This window comes from Erwinia sp. BNK-24-b, from assembly GCF_047456155.1.
Lineage (GTDB): Bacteria > Pseudomonadota > Gammaproteobacteria > Enterobacterales > Enterobacteriaceae > Erwinia > Erwinia phyllosphaerae.
In genome coordinates, this window is sequence record NZ_CP179901.1 from 2,924,525 (window position 1) to 2,944,799 (window position 20,275).

Sequence of the window (20,275 nt, forward strand, 5' to 3'; positions counted from 1 at the left end):
TGTGACGATAAATAATACAGACGGTGACGGGCATCCTGGCGCCGTATCCGAACCCTGGTAAAATTTTAAGGAAACGATCATGTCCGTTATCAATACTAACATTATGTCACTGACCACTCAGAACAACCTGAACAAATCACAGGCTTCTCTGAGCACCGCTATCGAACGCCTGTCTTCCGGCCTGCGTATCAACAGCGCTAAAGACGACGCCGCGGGCGAAGCGATTGCTAACCGCATGAGCTCACAGATCAAAGGTCTGACTCAGGCATCACGTAACGCCAACGACGGTATTTCTCTGACCCAGACCGCTGAAGGTTCACTGGACGAGGTCAACACCAACTTACAGCGTATTCGTGAACTGACCGTGCAGGCGAAAAACGGCACCAACAGCGCCGACGACATCGACTCAATCCAGAAAGAAGTTGACGCACGCCTGTCTGAAATCAACCGTATCGGCGCAGCAAGCACCTTTAACGGCACGGCAATCTTCAACTCTACCGGCAGCGTAAACATTCAGGTTGGTGCTAACGACTCTACCGACGCTAACGTTATCAGCATCGACCTGTCCGGCGCTGGCTTCCAGACTTCTGGCCTGGGCGCAACCTTCGACGTAACCGGCGGCGACCTGTCAGACCTGGATGCGCGCATCAAGGACGTTGACACCGCACGTAGCGGCCTGGGTGCGATTCAGAACCGTTTCGAATCCACCATCAACAACCTGAACACCTCTGTGACCAACCTGACCGCGTCTCAGTCACGTATTCAGGATGCTGATTACGCAACAGAAGTTTCAAACATGTCGAAGGCGCAGATCCTTCAGCAGGCTGGTACCTCCGTGCTGTCAAAAGCCAACCAGGTTCCACAGGGCGTTCTGTCTCTGCTGCAGTAAGTTCTGTCGCTTCAGCAAACCCGGCTCCGGCCGGGTTTTTTATTGCCAGTTTTGTGGTCAGCATGTAAAGGCAAGGCAATTTTTTGCCCGGCATCCTGTCTGGCCCCCATAAAACTTTCCCGTGATAATTCCTGTCCCCGCAATATGTTTTTTTAATCCCACCGCCATTTTTCTTTAGAAGAGAGAAAAATTTCGTTAAGGCTCAAGCCAAAAAAATAATTCGCTAAATACCTGTGAAGTATTTTGAATACCTTGCTTACCAGCAGGGCCGGTGAGAATATTCACATTCAATCTGAACAATAAACAACACTTACTCTATGGAAGACTTTGTCCAGTTTATCGAAAAATATGACTCCTTTTTCAAGTTACTTCTGGCCCTGCTAATTATTATTACCATCTGGCTCTATTTTTATAAAAAAACGGGTTCAAGCTACAGTATGACGGACAAGCTCTGGTCAATATTTGTTGGTCAGAAAGATTTTTACAACAAAAAACTGGATACGTTTCATAAAGAGAGACACGATGTCGATAAATTCAATTCTGTCTACAATTTAAACGCCGCTAATGTTGCCGAACTGGAGAAATTTACCGAGTGGGTCAAGGAAAATGGCCATGATATTCGGAAGATTTCTGGTATAAAGGGCTGGTTTAGTATTGCTAAGCTTAACGTTAGTAAACCTGCCAGGAGTATGACTTTTTTATTGCTGTTAACTTTCTTTTGCCTGGTTCTGTCTGGTCTGTTTGTATCCCTGTGCGGACTAACCCCAAACGCAATTGTCAAACTTAGCAAGCAGGATCCCTGGTTTATTATTAATCATCAAAGAGCAAAACCCCTGTTCAATGAGGCTGCCATTACCGCTGATAACTGTGCAGACACAAGCTATAACAAGGGCGATTATTCAAGGCGCTCCGGTATCACTCTGGGATCGGTTAACGGCATCTGTCAGGCGTTTCAGGATAAAAAAGAATCCATGGCTATCGACAAAATCATTAAAAACCAGAAAATTTTATTTTATGTAGGCCTTTATATTATAGCCTTTGGCGGCCTGGCGTTAAAATATACCTTTCGCAGGATTAACGCGTTAGATTTTATCCATTCTTCTTTGCAGAAACGCCGTAATTAACGATGAGAGAGGATAATGACTGGCGCGAAGCCAGTCGCCTTGTGTAAAACCCGTCAGCAGCCAGGGTATTCTTTGCCACATTACCGATGCTAACCTGACTAACATACTGATAGTTAATCATAAATTATCATTAGTTTTTTTTCCCATTCGGGTTTACCCCAGCCAATCTTCGACTATCCTTCATAAAAACCTGCAACTTTTGTTTTTTGTTATGGAGAAACCCGATGAGCATGTATGCAACGCTGGAAGAGGCTATTGACGCCGCACGCGAAGAGTTCCTGGCCGCCAACCCGGAAATGGAAGAGGACGAAGCGTCAGTCAGCCAGTTTAACCTGCAAAAGTATGTGATGCAGGATGGCGATATTATGTGGCAGGCGGAATTTTTAGCCGATGACGTAGACGAAGGCGAAATCCTGGCTCTGCGCAGCGGTGAAGCGGCACAGGCGATTTTCGACGGCGACTTTGACGAAATCGAGCTGCGTCAGGAGTGGCTGCCGGAAAACACGCTGCACGAATGGGATGAAGGCGAGTTTCAGCTGGAGCCGCCGGGCGATACCGAAGAAGGGAAAGCCGCTGCGGACGAATGGGAAGACGATAACAGCGACTCCGAACGTGCGGATCGCTGGGAGTAAGGCTTAATCGTAAGGGCCGTGGTGCGCGTCCACCGGCAGCAGCAGCGTATCGACCACCAGCGACAGCGGCAGGTCGATAATCGTCAGAAAGCGCCAGGGCGTGTCACGAACGTCCCACTGTACGCCCGGGTAATACTGGTTACCATGCCCCTGTCCGGGCATGGTCCGGCTGATGATACTGCCGCAGCCGGTCAGCAACAGTAGGGAAAGTCCCAGCAGTAAAGTACGAATCAACGTGATCATCTTCTTAGTCTTGAATAAAAAACGCGCCATTGTACAGCAATAGATCAGCTTAATAAGCGTATTGAACGCAAAAAATCTGTAAAACCCCGCCGTACTGGCCCGCTCCTGCCTTATTGCCGCTATCTCATCTGTCCCCTTCTTTTCGGGCCGTGACTTTTACTCGCTGTCCATACAATGCTGTTCCTGTTCTATGCTTTGTGGGCAACTTCCCGTTATCGCAAGAGGTTTCCCCTTTTGCTCATTTACGAACTGGAGCCAGAATATGAAAGCCCTCACCTACCACGGCCCGCACCGGGTCAGCGTCGACAACATGCCCGACCCTACCATTGAAGCGCCTGACGATATTATTCTGCGCGTAACGGCTACGGCTATTTGTGGTTCCGATCTGCATCTGTATCGCGGCAAAATTCCGGGGACAAACCATGGCGATATTTTTGGCCATGAGTTTATGGGCGAAGTGGTGGAAACGGGCAATGCCGTGACAAAAGTCGCCAGAGGCGACCGGGTCGTGATCCCTTTTGTTATCGCCTGCGGCGACTGTTTCTTCTGTCAGCTTCACCAGTATGCGGCCTGCGAAACCACCAACAGCGGCCGTGGCGCTATTCTCAATCGTAAAGGCATTACGCCACCTGCCGCGCTGTTTGGCTATAGCAATCTCTACGGCGGCATCCCGGGCGGACAGGCGGAATATGTTCGCGTACCTAAAGCCAACACCGGCCCGTTTAAAGTGCCGGATACGCTTTCCGATGAAAAGGTGCTGTTCTTATCCGATATTTTGCCCACGGCCTGGCAAGCGGTGCAGAATGCCGGTCTGAAACAGGGTTCCAGCGTGGCGATTTTTGGTGCTGGCCCGGTTGGTCTCCTGAGCGCGGCCTGCGCCAGGCTGGCGGGTGCCGAACAGATCTTTATGATCGATCATCATCCCTACCGGCTGGAATTTGCTCGCGAACGTTACGGGGTGATCCCCATTAATTTCGATGAGAACGATGACCCGGCAGCCTGGATTATAGAAAACACCAAAGGCCATCGCGGCGTGGATGCGGTCATTGACGCCATTGGGTTCGAAGCCAAAGGTAGCCTGACGGAAACCGTGCTGAGCAACCTGAAGCTGGAAGGCAGTAGCGGCAAAGCGCTTCGCCAGTGTATTGCTGCCGTACGCCGTGGCGGCGTGGTCAGCGTGCCGGGCGTTTATGCAGGCTTTATTCACGCCTTTATGTTTGGCGACGCCTTTGATAAAGGCTTGACGTTTAAAATGGGGCAAACCCACGTCCATGCTTTCCTGCCTGACCTGCTGAAGCTGATTGAGCAAGGTCACCTCAAGCCCGAAGAGATTGTTACCCACCACATGCCGCTGGAAGATGCAAAGCGCGCCTACGAAATTTTTGAAAAGCGCCAGGAAGACTGCCGCAAGATTATTCTGGTGCCGGGAATGGCAAGTACTCAGGCCACGCTTTGACCTTAACGCCGTCCGCCGTTGCCTGTAACGGCGGACGCTTTCCACTATTCATCGCGGTTCCCTTTTCCTGAAAGTATCCCATTAGCGGTAAACACAGCATCTCATTTTATGTTGATGCTTTTGACCGCTGCGCCACATTGTAAAGTTAATCAATTATTATAAAGATAATTCCTCTGCCTGTGACGTCGTTCTCGGAATAATCCTTGAATTGGAAATTTCTGGATTTTAGCCGTCACAAACGGTGAGTTCAGACTAACCTTAATGCTGTTGTACGACGACTCGTTGATAAAAATGATTTTTTTCCCGCTTATAAAACGGAGTGAACTATGACCATCAAGACGCTGGAAGACTTATTCATTCATGATTTATCAGACGTTTATAGCGCAGAAAAGCAAATCACCCGCGCCCTACCGAAAATGGCCCGTGCCGCTACTGATGAAAAGCTGGTAGCCGCTTTTAAACAGCACCTTGAAGAGACGCACGGCCAGATAGAGCGCCTGGATCAGCTGGTGGAAAGTACCGATGGCGTACGCATTAAGCGCATGAAGTGCCACGCGCTGGAAGGTCTGGTGGAAGAAGCCCAGGAGATTATCGACTCCGTTGAGGCAGGCCCGGTGCGCGATGCTGGTTTGATCGGCGCGGCGCAGAAAGTCGAACATTACGAAATTGCCACCTACGGTACGCTGCGCGCGCTGGCCTTAAAGCTGGGCTACAAAGAAGCCGCCCGTCTGCTGGGAGAAACGCTTGAAGAAGAGAAAGCTACCGACGACAAGCTGACCGTTATCGCAGAACAACAATAATTTTCTACTGGCCACTCAGAGAAGCCGGACTACAAACTTACGAGGTACACCATGACGCATGAAGAGAACTATCTGGCCTGGGTAAAAGACGCGCATGCAATGGAAAAGCAGGCGGAAAGCATGCTGGAAAAACAGGCTGCGCGCCTGGAACACTATCCGGATCTGAAAGCCCGTATTGAACAGCATATTGATGAAACGCGCCAGCAGCAGGCAATGGTACAGTCGGTTATCGATCGCTATGACACATCGCATTCCGTATTAAAAGATACGGTTGGCAAGCTAACGGCTTTTGGCCAGGCGATGGGCGGCATGCTGGCGGATGATGAAGTAGTTAAAGGCGCGATTAGCAGCTATGCCTTTGAGAATTTTGAAATCGCCAACTACACGGCGCTGATTGCGGCCGCTGAACTGATAGGCGATACCGAAGGCGCAAGAGTGTTTACCGAAATTCGCGAACAGGAAGTGGCAATGGCCGACTGGGCGCTGAACCATTTGCCGGACGTAACCGAACAGTTCCTGACCCGTTCTGCTGCACCGGGTGTTGAAGCGAAGAAATAGCTGTCGCTTCAGGTAAAAAAAACCGGGAACTTTCGTTCCCGGTTTTTTATTGGTCGTAACCTTAGATTTTCGTTGGCTGGATAGCCAGCGGGTTTATCTTCAGCGACTTATAGTAGTCAAACCAGTCATGGTACTTGTCGGCATTCTGCCACAGGCGATAGTGCATGCGCGAAAGCGTAACCGGATCGCTGATTAGCGCAAGGCGACGGTCGCGGTCCAGCTTCGCCGGAGATTCGCTTAACGCCTGCTCGACGCGGCGGTCACGGGCGAACTCCAGGATTTCACTTTGCAGATGGCGCGAGGTTGCCATAGCGCTGGCCAGAGCGTTAAACGACGGATGGAACAGCGCGTGCATAAAGCCATCTTTCAGCGCGCGTTCACGATTCAGTTCGTTATAGCGATCGGTATCAATCAGCTCTCTTGGCGGCTCAAACTCTTCCGGGATCAGGAACAGCTTCGCGCGTTTTGATGCCATACCCGTTGTCGAGCGGCTTGAAAAGACCGAGACAAAAGGCGACAGGATCAGAGAGAAGACGATAGGTGCCAGCCACCACAGGAAGTTCAGGTCGAGCCAGCCCATGCCTGCCGCCCAGACAATGCCCAGCGCCATTTGCGAGCCGTGACGCTTAAAGGCCTCGCTCCACGGCGTCGCGTCATCATCACGCTGCGGTGAATTCCACACCACTTCCCAGCCCAGGAACGCGCTGACCACAAACACCGTGTGGAACAGCATGCGCACCGGTGCCAGCAGCACGGAGAACAGCACTTCCAGGAACAGTGAAACGGTTACGCGCAGTACGCCGCCGTAAGGCTTCGCTCCTTTAAACCAGATCAGAATGATACTGAGCAGTTTTGGCAGGAACAACAGCACCATCGTGGTCGAAAACAGCGCTATCGCCAGCTCCGGACGCCACTGCGGCCAGACCGGGAAGAGCTGCCTTGGCTGCAGGAAGTACTGCGGTTCCATTAGCGTATGCACCACCTGGAGCGCCGTCGAAAGCGCCAGGAACATAAACCATAGCGGGGCCGACAGATAGGACATTACGCCAGTCAGGAACACGGCACGGTGCACAGGGTGCATGCCTTTTACCAGGAACAGGCGGAAGTTCATTAGGTTGCCGTGACACCAGCGGCGGTCGCGTTTCAGTTCGTCCAGCAGGTTTGGCGGCAGCTCCTCATAGGAACCCGGCAGATCGTAAGCAATCCACACGCCCCAGCCTGCACGGCGCATCAGCGCGGCTTCCACAAAGTCATGCGACAAAATAGAACCGGCGAAAGAGCCTTCACCAGGCAACGGCGCAAGGGCGCAGTGCTCAATAAAAGGCTTAACGCGAATGATGGCGTTATGGCCCCAGTAGTGTGATTCGCCCAGCTGCCAGAAGTGCAGGCCGGCCGTAAACAGCGGGCCGTAAACACGGGTGGCAAACTGCTGGCAACGTGCATAGAGCGTATCCATACCGGAAGCTTTTGGCGAAGACTGGATAATCCCGGCGTTCGGGTTAGCCTCCATCATACGCACCAGGCCGGTCAGACATTCGCCGCTCATTACGCTGTCCGCATCCAGCACGACCATGTAGCTGTACTGGCTGCCCCAGCGACGGCAGAAATCATCGATGTTACCGCTTTTACGCTTCACGCGACGACGGCGACGACGATAGAAAATGCGCCCTTCCCCGCCGACGTCACGCACCAGCTCCATCCAGGCCTTTTGCTCGGCCATGGCGATATCCGGGTTGTAGCTGTCGCTCAGGATATAGACGTCAAAGTGCTGCTGCTCGCCCGTTCTGACCACGGACTCCCAGGTGGCGCGCAGGCCGGCAAAAACGCGTTCCACGTCTTCGTTACAGATCGGCATAATCAGCGCGGTACGATGTTCCGGGTTGATCGGATCGTTGTCGTTGCTGTTATAGGAAATACTGTATTTGTCTTTACCGATCAGCAACTGCAGAAAACCCATCAGCGCCGTCCAGAAGCCCGCCGAAACCCAACAGAAGAGAACGGCGAACAGGAACAGAATCCCCGTTTGCAGCACGTAAGGCAGGATTTGCAGCACCGACTGCTGCCAGTTCTGGTTGATCATCTCCATGGGATCGATCAGCGCCCAGCCCTGGTAAGGCAGAATGGTTTTCATATACCAGGTAGCAATCACCGTCTGCGCAATGGTTAGCAGCAGCAGGATGTAGCGGCGAATCGAGCCAACGTGACGCCACTTCTCCTCCGCCCGCTGCTCTTCGGCATTGGCATAACGCGGTTTGGATTTATGACCACGCAGGGAATCCCACGCGCGCGAAACCGGGTTGGTTCGCCATGCTTCCGGGTACATTGAAGAGCGAGTGTGGCGCGGCATCGCTTTCAGCGTGGTGCGATGCAGCGCATCTTCACCAAACTGTTCGCCTTTGCCCACGGAGTCCGGCCACGTCATTTCAATGCGCGATTTGACCGACGCCAGCGGCGCGTCGTCGACGCGATCCGGCACGGGTGCCTCGCTCAGGGTTTGATGAAGCTGGCTCAGCCCTTCAGCAGACGAGCCAAGCAGCGCCTCCTTCCGCTGGGCGGAAAGAGGCAGCGCATCAATGTAATCAGCTTGAGTAGATTTATTCATTGGCAGGCAACTGATAGCTCCAGGTTTCTGTCAGCGTTTTGTCGCCGTTAACCAGCGCAGCACGCATCTCTGTTGGCTGTTTGGTGTCCTTAACGCGTAAGCGGATCACCAGACGCCAGCCTTTGGTCACTGGATTGTAGCGCACGCTGTTTTCTACCAGCTCGCCGTTGTTTCCAATGCTGACCTGTGGCGCAACCGGCGTATCGGCCGGGAGCTTGCTCATATCCTGACCGGCGAAGTCGACGATAAAGGCGACGGTGCCGTCAGGCTGGCGTACCAGGTTAGACTGCTTCACGTCGCCCGTTGAACGCAGCGTATCCTTCACAAAAGCCATATCCGGCGAATGCAGCTGGTTCTCATCGCGGGTGAAGTGCAAACGATACTTAAAGCTCATCTCTTTGCCTGGTTCCGGCAGAGTTTGCGGCGTCCAGAACGCAACGATGTTGTCGTTGGTTTCGTCAGCGGTAGGAATTTCCACCAGCTCTACGCGGCCCTTGCCCCAGTCGCCCTGAGGCTCAATCCAGCCGCTTGGGCGCAGATCGTAACGGTCATCGAGATCCTGGTACTGCGAGAAGTCACGGCCGCGCTGCAGCAGGCCAAAGCCTTTTGGACTCTCAACGGTAAAGGTACTGACCGCCAGATGTTTTGGATTGTTCAGCGGACGCCAGATCCACTCGCCGTTACCGGCATGGATCGACAGGCCGTCGGAATCATGCAGCGATGGACGATAGTTAGTCTGTGGCGAAGGCTGGTTAGCGCCGAACAGGAACATGCTGGTCAGCGGCGCGACGCCCAGTTTGCCCACCTTATCACGCAGGTAAACTTTCGACTCTACGTCAACCGTAGACTCTTTGCCTGGCGTGATCAGGAAGCGATAAGCGCCGGTTGCGCGCGGTGAATCAAGCAGCGCATAAATCACCAGATGCTTGTCGGCAGGTTTTGGACGCTCGACCCAAAACTCTTTAAAGCGAGGGAATTCTTCGCCGGAAGGCAGCGCGGTATCAATCGCCAGCCCGCGAGATGAGAGACCATATACCTGACCCGCCCCGATGACGCGGAAATAGCTGGCACCCAGGAAGCTGGTAATCTCGTCGTCTTTTTTGTTTTTGCTGTTAAGCGGATAAAGAACCTTAAAACCGGCAAAGCCCAGGTTTTTAACGGTTTCAGGATCGTGCTTAACGTTACCGAAATTAAAAAAGTCCGGCGAATATTTAATCTCATGCACGGTTGAAGCCGTAACTTCATTAATTTTAACCGGCGTGTCAAAGTACATACCCTGATGGTAGAACTCCAGCTTGAACGGGGTTTTCAGCTTGCTCCACCAGGCTTTATCGCGATTGAACTGGATCTGCTGATAGTCAGCATACTTCATGTCGCGCAGTTGGGAAGGTAAATTGCTTTTGGGCGCTTCATACCCTTTCCCGGCCAAATCTTTCGCCTGTTTTGCTACATCATCAATGCCAAAAGCCCAGACTGAACTGGCGTACATTGACAGCAAAACCGTTGCGCCAAGCAGACGCAAATTCATCAGTTTTGGCTTATTCTTCATTTTAATCAGCACATCTCCCCCTTTCGTGTGCCTAAAACAATCCCATCCATCTTAATGGATAATTCACATTTCCGACAGCTCAACAACATCTTTGTTCCTCGTGTTTGTTGCTTTTAGCGCCCTGTTCTCAACTGCTTAGCGGATACGGATTCCCCTGATAGTATACCTGCCTTTTCTCAACTAGAGTAAGCGGTAAGCTTTAGCGTGGCTCAGGGTGAGCAAACGCTGTAAAACGTTGAATATGGGATGAATATGATTAAAAAATCCGGACAGCGAGAATATTTTTTTGATTCAATCAGAGCGTATCTGATGCTTTTAGGCGTACCTTTTCACGTCTCCCTGATTTATTCCAGCCAGAGTTGGTCAGTAAATAGTCTGCATTCTTCCGACTGGCTGACTTTACTGAATGATTTTATTCACGCGTTCCGTATGCAGGTTTTCTTTGTTATTTCCGGCTATTTTTCCTATATGCTTTTTTTACGCTATGAGCAAAAGCGCTGGCTGAAAGTTCGTCTGGAACGCGTTGGCATTCCTATGCTGGCGGCGATACCGCTGCTGACCGTTCCGCAGTTCTTTATGCTGAAAGCCTGGACCACTAAAATTGGCGACTGGAGCCAGCTGAGTTTTTACCAAAAGTTTAATGCGCTCAGCTGGGATCTGATATCACACCTCTGGTTTTTACTGGTGCTGGTGGCGCTGACCGTGCTTGGCGTCTGGCTATTTAAGCGGCTGCGCGATGGCAAACAAACAGACTATTCTGAGCTTAACTGGACGCGGCTTAGCCTGGCTATTCTGCTTTGCAGCGTCGTTTGGGGCGCGGTTCGTCGCTTGCTGTTTATTTTTGCACCGGACCTGTTAAGCAATGGCCTGTTTAACTATGCCGTGATGCAGACGCTGTTTTTCCTGCCCTTCTTTATGCTGGGTGCGATGGCGTGGAAATACCCGCAAATTAAGGCACTGCTGATTAAACCCGTACCCTGGACCTTTATCGGCTCCGCGCTGGCTTTTGTCGCCTATGTGGCTAACCAGACCTGGAGCAAAGGTGAAGGCTGGCTGTATGAGATTGATGCGGTGGTTTCCATGATGATGGGGCTGTGGATGGTCAACGTGGTGTTTTCACTGGGTCATCGCCTGCTGAATTCGCACTCGCCACGCGTCACCTATCTGGTTAACGCTTCGCTGTTTATTTACCTGGTTCACCATCCGCTGACCATTCTTTACGGCATCTTCCTCGTGCCGCATATCGGTAATAATACGCTGGGCTTTTTTGTCGGTCTGCTGTTCGTGTTCGGCATCGCTTTTATGCTTTATGAACTGCATCTTCGCGTTCCGTTTCTGCGCTTTCTGTTTTCCGGTAAACCGCAAACGAAATAAAGCTTATGGCCCGGTGATGCCGGGCCATAAGCTTAACTTAAAGGAAGCGGCTACAGCAGCCACTCGATAGGCAGCCGCCAGACCAGCCGAACCAGTAAACGCTGCATAAACCGGGTGCGCGGCTCGCGGCGATGCACGATCTCTCGCTCTTCTCCCGGATATTCTATCCAGTTTACTCTTCCCCACTTGTCCAGCTTCAGCGTCCAGGCGCGATCGCGTATCTGCCTGATAAAACGCTGGTGAATGCTGGTCGCCAGCTGTTCGCTTTCCACTACAAAGCCCATTTCCGTATTCAACATTGCCGAGCGCGGGTCAAAATTAAACGAGCCAATAAAGACTTTCTCGTTATCGACGCTAAAGGTTTTAGCATGCAGGCTGGAGCCAGAATTCCCCGTCAGGCCGCGATCGTGCGGCGCGTCGCGCGTGCCGTTGTTGGGCTTAAGCTCGTAAAGCGTTACGCCGTGCCGCAGCAGCTTTTTACGCCACTTGGCATAGCCAGCATGCACCACCGAAACATCATTCGCCGCCAGCGAGTTAGTGAGGATCGCGATTTTTACCCCTTTCCTGACCAGCCCCAGCAGCTGCGCCACGCCAGCGCGGGTGGGCACAAAATAGGCGGAAATAATATCAAACTGCTGCTGTGGCTTGCCGATGACCTCCAGCATACGCTGCGGCAGCAGGGAAGCCTCCCTGGCGCGTCCCAGTCCTTTGCGCGGGTCGTCGCTTAATAGCCGGGTTTTGGCCCACGTCAGCGGCAGCTTTCCGGCCGCCAGCTGCGTGGCGAAGCTGGAAGCCTCGACCCGTTGCAGATAGCGTTCAACCTGCGGATCGTTGCGCCACGCCTCCGGCAGCGAGGCCGCCGCGCTTTCCGCTTCGTTTTCCACATCCACGACTTTACTGAACGGTTCGACGGCTCCGCTGTGCCAGTAACGCAGGAAATCATCCGTGACCTCTTCCACTACCGGGCCAACGGCCAGCACGTCCAGATCGGAAAAAAGCGGTTCGTCACCTGCACCAAAATATTCATCGCCAACGTTTCGGCCGCCGACGATAGTGACCTCGCCATCCACGGTAAAACTTTTGTTGTGCATACGCCGGTTTAGCCTGGCGAAATCCGTCAGGTAACCCAGCGCGCGCAGCGTACGAAACGAGAAGGGATTAAACAGACGGATCTGGATATTATCGTGACGACAGAGCTCGCTCAGCGTGCTGTCCAGCCCCATCGTATTGTTGTCATCCAGCAGCAGGCGCACCCTGACGCCGCGCTCGGCTGCATCCAGTATCGCACTGAATAACAGCCGGCCCGACATGTCGTTCTGCCAGATATAATATTGAATATCGAGCGTCTGTTCCGCCATCGCTATTAACTGATAGCGAGCGGCAAACGCATCCAGCCCTTCTTCCAACGGATAAATGCCACTGTATCCAGGATGTGTTTCCGCCAGGGGAGAAACGGCGCGCGTCAGCGACGTGGACGCAAACGGTTCTTCTGGCGTAAAAGCTTCAACCACGGTTATTCCTTCTTTTTATCTGACGGCGGATGCAGTCTGCCTTCTATTATTGTCGCTGTTGTGACCAATTGTCATGCGACAGTTCTGATAGCGGGTCGGCTGGCGAGATAATCATAGTTTGCCTGGTGGTCTAAACTTAGCGCATATCGTAAAAGTAACCCTGAGGAAACGTTATGAGAGTTACGCCTACAGCGTCGTCGGAAGGACGCACTCCGCCGCTGTTCAAAAGTTTTTTTCAGGGAAGCTTTGCCTGTTCCACCGCCTGCCGTGGCGAAGGCAAACGCGTGGATCTGGTGATAAATAGCGGCCACGATCTGCTGCTCGAAAAAGATTACGCGCTGCTGGCTGCACATCAACTGCTTACCGCCCGCGACAGCGCACGCTGGTATCTGATAGAAAAAACGCCCGGTAACTATGACTGGTCAACCTTTTTGCCCATGCTGCATGCCGCAGAAAACAACGGGCTGGAGATAATCTGGGAGCTGGCGCATTTTGGCTGGCCCGATCATCTCGATATCTGGCAGCCGCAGTTTGTTGACAGCTTTGCCGCCTTCGCCCGCGCGATGGCCCGCCTGATGCGCGATGAAGGCTATCAGACGCCGTTTTTTACTCCCGTTAACCAAATCTCGTTTTGGGCATGGGCGGGTGCTGAAGTTGCGCTGTTTAACCCTGGCGTGACGGGCCGCGGACGGGCGTTAAAACAGCAGCTGGTAAGAGCCTCCATTGCTGCCATGCGCGCTATTCGCGAAGAACTGCCGGGCGCGCGTTTCGTGCTGACCGATCCGCTGGTGAATATCGTGACTAAAGAAAGTTCGGCGGCCGCGCAGGAAGAAGCCCGGCGCCAGCACGAGGCGCAATATGAGGCCTGGGATATGCTTAGCGGACGACTGCATCCGGAGCTGGGCGGCGACGGCACGCTGCTGGACGTGGTTGGCGTCAACTATTATCCCGATAATCAATGGTATCTCAGCGGCGATCTATTAACGCCTGAACAGGGGGAATACCGCCCGCTTGCCAGCCTGCTGCGGGAGATCTGGCAGCGTTACCAGCGGCCGCTGCTGATAGCCGAAACGGGCGCGGAAGGCGACCAGCGCGCGCCCTGGCTGAGAAGCGTGGTCGAGCAGGTTAATCTGGCACGTGATGGCGGCGTCGCGGTTGAAGGTCTTTCGATTTATCCCGCCGTCGATTACCCTTCATGGGCCGACGACCGCCGTTCGCCGGGTGGCCTGTTCGGTTTACCGGACGCTAATGGCAACCGGACTATCTGCGAGCCTTATGCGCTGGAAATCCGCAGTCAGCATATTAAGATGAGGAATCTTGCCGGGTAACAATCTGAACCGGACAATCCTGTGACGAGGATGCAACAGGTTCAGGCACGCGGCGTACATCGGTAAGCCAGGTCAGAATAAAAATAACCACGACGGCAATCAGGCTCGCGCCCAGCAGCCCGGTCAATGCCAGTAATCGATCTTCACGAGTTTCCATTCTCACCTTTCCTTACGTCAGCATGCCATAAAGTAGATCGGCTTATTAACAAAGTAATAAACAGCGTGAAGGTTATCAGCGTGCGGGCAGAGACTGCAAGTCCGGGAGCGCGTGGCGGGCAGGGTTGCGCCAGTCCGGCACTTATCCGGACTGGCTATGCGGGCTAATATATTCCGATTTTTTTAAAACTGTACAGACGTCTTCTGGCTCGCAATAAGGCGGTAAGCGCGCCCCAGAGCGCCACGACTGCCAGGAAAACACCCAGTCCAAACATCGCCACAAAGCCGAAAGCTTTGAACAAGAGCAGGCCTGCGATACACCCGCTCAGAAAAGAGAAAACGGTCGTTAAATGCGTATACAGCTGCTTTTGCTGGAAACGTCGGTCGGCATAGGAGACATGGCTGATAAAAGAAGAGATAAAGGAACCCAGAGCAATGCCCGCATCGGTGAGCGTCCCGGTAATATGCGTGGCTCTGACGCGCCCATTGGAAAGCTGGGTCGAGGTCGAATTATGAATTCCCATTAAAAAGCCAAGCAGCACCGAAACTTCTCGATTGTTGCCGGGCGAGAAAAAGTTTAGCTCAAACAATGATATAAACGTTAATGCGATACCTTCCGCCAGAATAATCAGACAGTAAATCGTTCTGAGCTTTTTTTTCAGGCCGGCCAACACCATAAAGCGTGCGCTTACCGAGCCAATCACAAAGGCGATAATCAACACGGCCAGAAAGATTAAATCGTGAAAATCCGCGCTAAACACCTCTGAGGAGATTTGCGAAGTGTTCCCCGTCATATGTGAAGGGAAAAAACCAAAAGCGCCCAGCGCCATCGCGTTCAGTACGCCTGCCGTGGTCGCCAGTACCAGAGCCAGGTAGCGATCTTCCGTATGGGACCTGACCTTCTTTTTCTTAATCAGCACATTATTCACCATTGAGTTGCGTAGAAAGCGGGTCCGGATTAAAGATCTCGTAGCTATTGCTGGCGCTAAAATAACGCTCTTGTTCATCTTAGCTGTGAACATCAATAAGTTATTAAAGCTTATCTTACTTTTGTTATATTAATGTAAACACAATGCAAGGAAGATGCAGTTTTGCTGCAATAACAAGGGGCTGGCGCGCTGCCCCTTCGCTATAGGGATTAATTATGATAAGGATAAGATGAGGGTTATCTGCGGTTCAGAACATTTTAGCATGCGTACGGTAGCCTTCCTGGCCGTACAGGGTGGTTTGTTTCACGCGTCCATGCGTAAAAGCAGGCCTACGCCATTGGTCTATCATCGGCCTGACCGCAATGATATGTGTGACGAGATTATCCCGTTTTGTCGCTGGCTTCAGCATGCCAGCCGCCGCCCAGCGCACGATAAAGATCTATCTGCGCCTGCAGTAAATTGTTTTTCACCTGAACCAGATTTAACTGCGTGCTGAACAAGGTGCGCTGTGCATCCAGCTCATCCAGATAAGAAGCGTAGCCATTCTGATAGCGATTATGCGCTATGCGCAGCGCTTCGCTGACCACCTGCTCCTGCTGTTGCAGCTCCCGAAGCTGTTCTTTGTAGCGCGTTATCGCGTCCAGGTCGTTATTCACTTCGCTAAAGGCATTGCGTACTACCTTTTCATAGTTAAACAACGCCTGATTGCGGGCCGCCATTGAAACATCAACCTGAGCCGTGAGCGCCTCGCGGTTAAGAATCGGAGCCAGCACGCTGACGCCGATGCTCCAGAGCCGGAAAGGATTTTCCGTTAGCTCGTGCAGCACGGAGCTCTGCAGCGTACCGCTCGCCGTCAGATTTAATGAGGGAAGCAGACGCGCTTTTGATGAAGCCAGCGTGGCGTCCGCAGCCAGCAGCAACCGCTGTGCCTGGGCAATATCCGGGCGGCGCTGCAGCAGCTCTGAAGGCAGTAGCGCAGGTAACTGCTGCGGCATGACCTGCGTAAAACGGCTGCGCCGCGCAATTTCTCTGGGGTTCATACCGACCAGAATACTGAGCGCGTTTTCCTGCTGGGCAATCTGATGCTGTAACACCGGAATTTGCGCTTTAGCCGTCTGGTATTCCGACCGGGACTGTACCCACTCCAGCTTTGAGGTATAGCCGGTTTCAAACTGCCGCTGGGCCAGCCGCAGGGAATTTTCACGTGTCGCGAGCGTAGCCCGGGTAACCCGTAGCTGTTCGTCCAGCGCCAGCAACGTCATATAGCCCGAGGCGACAGAACTGGCAACGGTAAGCTCGGCGGCGGAAGAGGCGGCCTGGATTGCCGCCAGCGAAGATCGGGCTGCCGCAATATTGCTGCTGCGCGCTCCCCAGAGATCCACCTCATAGTTGGCCTGCAATAATCCCTGAAACACCGCGTATTCATAAGGCTGGCCGGTGACCGACGAAAGCGCTCTGGCATGCGTGGCGGAAACGCCGGCATCCAGCGTCGGATAACTGTCGCCTTCGGCCGCACGTAATTCTGCACGATACTGATCGATACGGGAGCGAGCGGTTAGAATATCAAGGTTATTTTTTAAGGCCCGATCGACCAGCGTATTCAGAGCCTGGTCGTCAAAGGCACGCCACCACCCTGCCTCAACAGGCGAGGAAGGCCCCGCCTGGTTGCGCCACTGCGTGGGCACGGGCAGTGAACCAGGCGCCTTTTCAACTTTAGTGGCGCAGCCGCCAAGCGTTGCTGCCAGCACCAGAGCCAGCAGCGGCAAAGTCTGACGCATTATTTCGCCTCCTGCACGGCGGCGGAAGTATCAATATTGACTTCAACCGACATGCCGGGCCGCAGACGGGCCGCGTTATCCCCGGTAATCTTAATACGCACCGGGATGCGCTGGGCTATTTTGACAAAGTTGCCGGTCGCATTGTCGGGAGAGATAGCGCTGAACTCCGAGCCAGCCGCAGGAGAAATATACTCCACCTCGCCCTGAAATTTCTCGCCCGCCAGCGCGTCAACGGTGAAAGTAACCGGCAATCCTGGCCTGACGTGCGCCATCTGCGTCTCTTTCATATTGGCAACGACCCACATCTGCTGCGGGACCAGCGACGTCAAACGGGTACCGGCCGCAACATAAGCGCCCTGCCTGACCGAAATCTGTCCAAGCTGGCCGTCGCGCGGCGCGATAATCCGGGTATTTCCAAGGTCGATCTGCGCCAGCTCCAGCGCGGCCTGGGCGTTAGCCACATCCGCTTCCAGCGAGGCGTGATTGATAATGACGGTGCGTAAATCCTGGCGGGAAACCTCCAGCGTCGCTTTCGCCTGCTCCACTTCCGCCATCGTCTGGCTGTTGCTAGCGCGGGAAGCATCGCGTTCGCGAATTGACAGCGAACCATCTGCCACCAGATTGTCGACGCGTTTTAAATCCAGCCCGCTTTTCACCGCCTGCGCTTTAGCATTGCTCAGCGCGGCCTGATTACGCTCGATGACCGCCTGCGCGCTGCGCCGTTGCTGGACGTTATTGTCCAGCGCCGCTTTCTTCATTGCCAGTTGCGCCTGTGCCTGATGGACGTGCTGACGATAAATGCGGTCGTCAATGGTCATCATAACTTCGCCTTTGTGCACCGGCTGGTAATCCAGCACGTTTACGGCGGTGACATAGCCGCTGACCTGCGGACTGATAAAGGTCACCTGACCGCGTACATAGGCGTTTTCCGTAGACTCAATCTGACTGGTAAAGGGCGGCAGTTGCCAGGCATAAAGAATGACCAGTACGCCGACAATCGCAATGCCCGCCCCCATCGCTATCGATAAAATCCGTAATTTATTGTTGCGTTCACGCTCAGCGAGCTGGCTCTGTTCCTGCTGACTCATTGGTTCCCCGTACTTGTTGTTGCTGCATTCGCCGTTCCGCTTCCGCTTCGCGCTTCGCCTGCTGCCAGTTGAGATAGCGCAGACGCGATAAACGCCACAGCACCCAGATTAACGTTACAAAAGCCATCGCGGCGGTAAGAAGATAGGTATCGTTATAAGCCAGCACGTTGGCCTGCAGAGTAGCGACCGACTGCAGCTGCGTCGTGCTTTGCGCGCTGAGCAGCGCAGGATCGCCGATATAGCTGCTATACAGGCTGGAATATTGCGCCAGCCGGTCAGTAACGTTGCTGTCGAGATAAGAGAGCTGATCGCCCAACAGGCTGGAGTGATATTTTTCCCGCCAGGTCTGGAAGGTGCCCAGCAGCGCAGAGCCGATCAGGCCGCCCAGGTTCTGACTCATACCAAACAACACTACCAGGCTGACCAGATTTTTCGGCTGCGTTACCACGCTGCCAATATTCAGCAACAGCGCTGGCGCGATAAAAAAGGTGCTGCTGAAGCCCAGCAGAAACTGGCTAATATACATATTATTGCCGCGGGTGACGGGGCTGGAGTGCGCATCCATTAACGACGCCACCATGATTAACAGCAGCGATATCACTATCGGCCAGCTAAGGTGTTTGACGTTGATGGTCAGCGCACTGACGGTAATCCCGGCGATGACCCCAAGCAGAATAGCCAGCGCCAGCCCCTGCATCTGATCGTTTAGCAAACCGATCTGCTGTAGATAACCGATAGCCCCGGTATTCTGTTCGGCCAGCGTGACGCGCAGCATAATCATGACGATCCCCAGACGGAAAATCGACCCCGTTCGCAACCAGCGCGTATTGATAAGCGGATTACTGCGGTTATGCTCCAGTACCACGGCGGCAATCACCAGTACCAGCCCCAGCGCCAGACAGATGCCTAACCATGGCGTACTGGTCCACCACTCAATCCTGCCAAGGGAAAGCACGCCGCAAAACAGCGCCATACCCGGTGCCATCAGCATAAAGGTCAGAAAATCCTTCTTTTCGAATACCTTTATTCGGTCGCCCGGCGGCAGCTTCAGAATAAGCACCGCGCCCAGGCAAATCATCGCCAGCCCCAGCTCAAACAGATAGAGACCGCGCCACTCGTCCAGCTGTAATAGCTCGCTGGAAAAAAGCCGCGCCAGCGGGATAGCCAGCTGCGAAGCGCCCAAACCGATAGTCAAAGCCTTTAACCGGTGCTTCGCAGGCCAGGCCTGGGTCTGATAATAGATGCCCAGCGAGCTTAGCGCCGCGCCAACCATACCGTGTGCAGCGCGCACGATTATAGCGGAGCTGAGATCGTTAACCAGCAGATGGAAAAAGGAAACCAGTGCATAGAGCACCAGAAAGGCTTCGGTAAAAGCACGCAGGCCAAACTGCTGACGGAATTTAACCAACAGCAGGTTGATAGAGATATTGCCCATCACATAGACCGCAGGCAGCCAGGCAATTTCATTGCTGTATGCGCCAAATACTCCCTGAAGATTGCTTAAGTTCGCCGTGACCAGCGCATTACTTAACGCACCGGTAATAGAAATAAGCAGCCCAATGATGCCAAAAGCGATACGTTTATGGGTCGGATGCAGCGGCGTCGAAGGTGAACCGGGCAACATGGGCTTTTCGCCCGGTGCCCATTCGCGCGGCGCGAAAGGATCGGGACGGTTACTGCGCATACTATTTCGTCCCGGTCGCTTGCAGAATTTTTTGTAAGACCCTCTGCGCAACAATGAGTTCGTCCCGGCTTACCGTCGTTAACATTTCGTTGCGTAGCTTATCCATCTCTACGGCGAGCCGCTGGTGCAGCTCTCTGCCTTTCTCAGTAATATGCACCAGCCGCTTACGGCGATCTTCCGCTATTTGCGTCCGCTCAATAAGCTGCTGCCTGACCAGGCGATCGATTAAAGGTACCAGCGTGGCCTCTTCCAGCCCGAGCGCTACGGCCAGCTCTTTCTGACTGACAGGCGAACTCTGCGCCGCCAGCGTGGCTATCGCCATCCAGCTGCTGGTCGTGAGTCCGTCCTCTTTCATGCGACGGTCGATCGCCTGGCGCCAGGCCTGCGCGGTCAGGTGAAGCAATCGTGAGAAAGTGAGATCTTGTAGATTCAATGTATAGGGGCCTGATTATTAGGTTGCTAACTAAAAAGCACGGGCGATTATAATCAAGAATACTAGTCGACGGGAAGGGTTTTAGTGGCCCTGACGACAGAATTATCTGCACCCTGTGCGCTGACGCGGTTCTTTACGCTT

18 protein-coding genes are annotated in these 20,275 nt (G+C 53.4%); 8 read left to right on the forward strand and 10 right to left on the reverse strand.

The window, feature by feature from the left end; genetic code table 11:
* Nucleotides 1-79: 79 nt before the first annotated feature.
* The 3 genes from ACMGGR_RS13295 (at nt 80) to ACMGGR_RS13305 (ending at nt 2,645) form a co-directional block, all read left to right on the forward strand.
* Nucleotides 80-889: a flagellin gene (locus tag ACMGGR_RS13295; RefSeq protein ID WP_281434518.1), complete on the forward strand. Its 810-nt coding sequence runs from the start codon at nt 80-82 to the stop codon at nt 887-889.
* Nucleotides 890-1,206: 317 nt separating this feature from the next.
* Nucleotides 1,207-2,013 carry a DUF6216 family protein gene (locus tag ACMGGR_RS13300; RefSeq protein WP_414147076.1) on the forward strand — a complete coding sequence of 269 codons (807 nt, stop codon included), beginning with the start codon at nt 1,207-1,209 and terminating at the stop codon, nt 2,011-2,013.
* 224 nt (nt 2,014-2,237) lie between these two features.
* On the forward strand, nt 2,238-2,645 hold the full coding sequence (locus ACMGGR_RS13305; protein WP_246758705.1) for a MysB family protein: 408 nt from the start codon (nt 2,238-2,240) through the stop codon (nt 2,643-2,645).
* A gap of 3 nt (nt 2,646-2,648) precedes the next feature.
* On the opposite strand, the gene ACMGGR_RS13310 is transcribed toward ACMGGR_RS13305, so the two are convergent.
* Nucleotides 2,649-2,888, reverse strand: coding sequence for a YceK/YidQ family lipoprotein (locus ACMGGR_RS13310; RefSeq protein ID WP_246758704.1), 240 nt, complete (start codon nt 2,886-2,888; stop codon nt 2,649-2,651).
* A gap of 262 nt (nt 2,889-3,150) precedes the next feature.
* On the opposite strand from ACMGGR_RS13310, the gene ACMGGR_RS13315 reads away from it, so the two are divergent.
* The 3 genes from ACMGGR_RS13315 (at nt 3,151) to ACMGGR_RS13325 (ending at nt 5,702) form a co-directional block, all read left to right on the forward strand.
* Nucleotides 3,151-4,344: a zinc-dependent alcohol dehydrogenase gene (locus tag ACMGGR_RS13315; protein WP_246758703.1), complete on the forward strand. Its 1,194-nt coding sequence runs from the start codon at nt 3,151-3,153 to the stop codon at nt 4,342-4,344.
* A gap of 326 nt (nt 4,345-4,670) precedes the next feature.
* Nucleotides 4,671-5,144, forward strand: coding sequence for a ferritin-like domain-containing protein (locus tag ACMGGR_RS13320; protein WP_246758702.1), 474 nt, complete (start codon nt 4,671-4,673; stop codon nt 5,142-5,144).
* Between the two features lie 51 nt (nt 5,145-5,195).
* The gene (locus ACMGGR_RS13325; RefSeq protein ID WP_246758699.1) at nt 5,196-5,702 is read left to right on the forward strand and encodes a ferritin-like domain-containing protein; all 507 of its coding nucleotides are present in this window, start codon (nt 5,196-5,198) and stop codon (nt 5,700-5,702) included.
* A 61-nt stretch (nt 5,703-5,763) separates the two neighbouring features.
* On the opposite strand, the gene mdoH is transcribed toward ACMGGR_RS13325, so the two are convergent.
* Together mdoH and ACMGGR_RS13335 are read right to left on the reverse strand one after the other, a co-directional pair.
* Nucleotides 5,764-8,304, reverse strand: a complete 2,541-nt coding sequence (gene mdoH, locus ACMGGR_RS13330) for a glucans biosynthesis glucosyltransferase MdoH (protein ID WP_414147077.1) — start codon at nt 8,302-8,304, stop codon at nt 5,764-5,766.
* Complete coding sequence (locus ACMGGR_RS13335; RefSeq protein ID WP_414148963.1) at nt 8,297-9,835, reverse strand: glucan biosynthesis protein G; 1,539 nt, start codon at nt 9,833-9,835, stop codon at nt 8,297-8,299. The genes mdoH and ACMGGR_RS13335 overlap by 8 nt, the downstream gene beginning before the upstream one ends.
* A 270-nt stretch (nt 9,836-10,105) precedes the next feature.
* Here ACMGGR_RS13335 and mdoC point away from each other — a divergent pair, with 270 nt between their 5' ends.
* Nucleotides 10,106-11,227: a glucans biosynthesis protein MdoC gene (gene mdoC, locus ACMGGR_RS13340; protein ID WP_246758696.1), complete on the forward strand. Its 1,122-nt coding sequence runs from the start codon at nt 10,106-10,108 to the stop codon at nt 11,225-11,227.
* 50 nt (nt 11,228-11,277) lie between these two features.
* Here the strand turns inward: mdoC and ACMGGR_RS13345 are convergent, their stop codons facing one another.
* Complete coding sequence (locus ACMGGR_RS13345; RefSeq protein ID WP_414147078.1) at nt 11,278-12,738, reverse strand: phospholipase D family protein; 1,461 nt, start codon at nt 12,736-12,738, stop codon at nt 11,278-11,280.
* Between the two features lie 173 nt (nt 12,739-12,911).
* Here ACMGGR_RS13345 and ACMGGR_RS13350 point away from each other — a divergent pair, with 173 nt between their 5' ends.
* Nucleotides 12,912-14,066 (forward strand): beta-glucosidase, encoded by a 1,155-nt coding sequence (locus tag ACMGGR_RS13350; protein WP_414147079.1) that lies wholly within the window; start codon nt 12,912-12,914, stop codon nt 14,064-14,066.
* Here the strand turns inward: ACMGGR_RS13350 and ACMGGR_RS13355 are convergent.
* From ACMGGR_RS13355 to ACMGGR_RS13380, 6 genes are all read right to left on the reverse strand, one after another.
* The gene (locus ACMGGR_RS13355; RefSeq protein ID WP_246758691.1) at nt 14,041-14,223 is read right to left on the reverse strand and encodes a hypothetical protein; all 183 of its coding nucleotides are present in this window, start codon (nt 14,221-14,223) and stop codon (nt 14,041-14,043) included. The genes ACMGGR_RS13350 and ACMGGR_RS13355 overlap by 26 nt on opposite strands.
* A gap of 163 nt (nt 14,224-14,386) precedes the next feature.
* The gene (locus tag ACMGGR_RS13360) at nt 14,387-15,142 is read right to left on the reverse strand and encodes a YoaK family protein (protein WP_246758690.1); all 756 of its coding nucleotides are present in this window, start codon (nt 15,140-15,142) and stop codon (nt 14,387-14,389) included.
* A 389-nt stretch (nt 15,143-15,531) separates the two neighbouring features.
* Nucleotides 15,532-16,929 carry an efflux transporter outer membrane subunit gene (locus tag ACMGGR_RS13365; protein ID WP_414147080.1) on the reverse strand — a complete coding sequence of 466 codons (1,398 nt, stop codon included), beginning with the start codon at nt 16,927-16,929 and terminating at the stop codon, nt 15,532-15,534.
* Entirely contained in the window at nt 16,929-18,017 is a 1,089-nt protein-coding gene (locus tag ACMGGR_RS13370) for an HlyD family secretion protein (RefSeq protein WP_414147081.1), read from the reverse strand. The genes ACMGGR_RS13365 and ACMGGR_RS13370 overlap by 1 nt, the downstream gene beginning before the upstream one ends.
* Nucleotides 17,986-19,701 carry an MFS transporter gene (locus ACMGGR_RS13375; RefSeq protein ID WP_246758687.1) on the reverse strand — a complete coding sequence of 572 codons (1,716 nt, stop codon included), beginning with the start codon at nt 19,699-19,701 and terminating at the stop codon, nt 17,986-17,988. The genes ACMGGR_RS13370 and ACMGGR_RS13375 overlap by 32 nt, the downstream gene beginning before the upstream one ends.
* 1 nt (nt 19,702) lies before the next feature.
* A complete protein-coding gene (locus ACMGGR_RS13380; RefSeq protein WP_246758686.1) occupies nt 19,703-20,134 on the reverse strand; it encodes a MarR family winged helix-turn-helix transcriptional regulator in 432 nt (143 codons plus the stop codon).
* Nucleotides 20,135-20,275 lie beyond the last annotated feature (141 nt).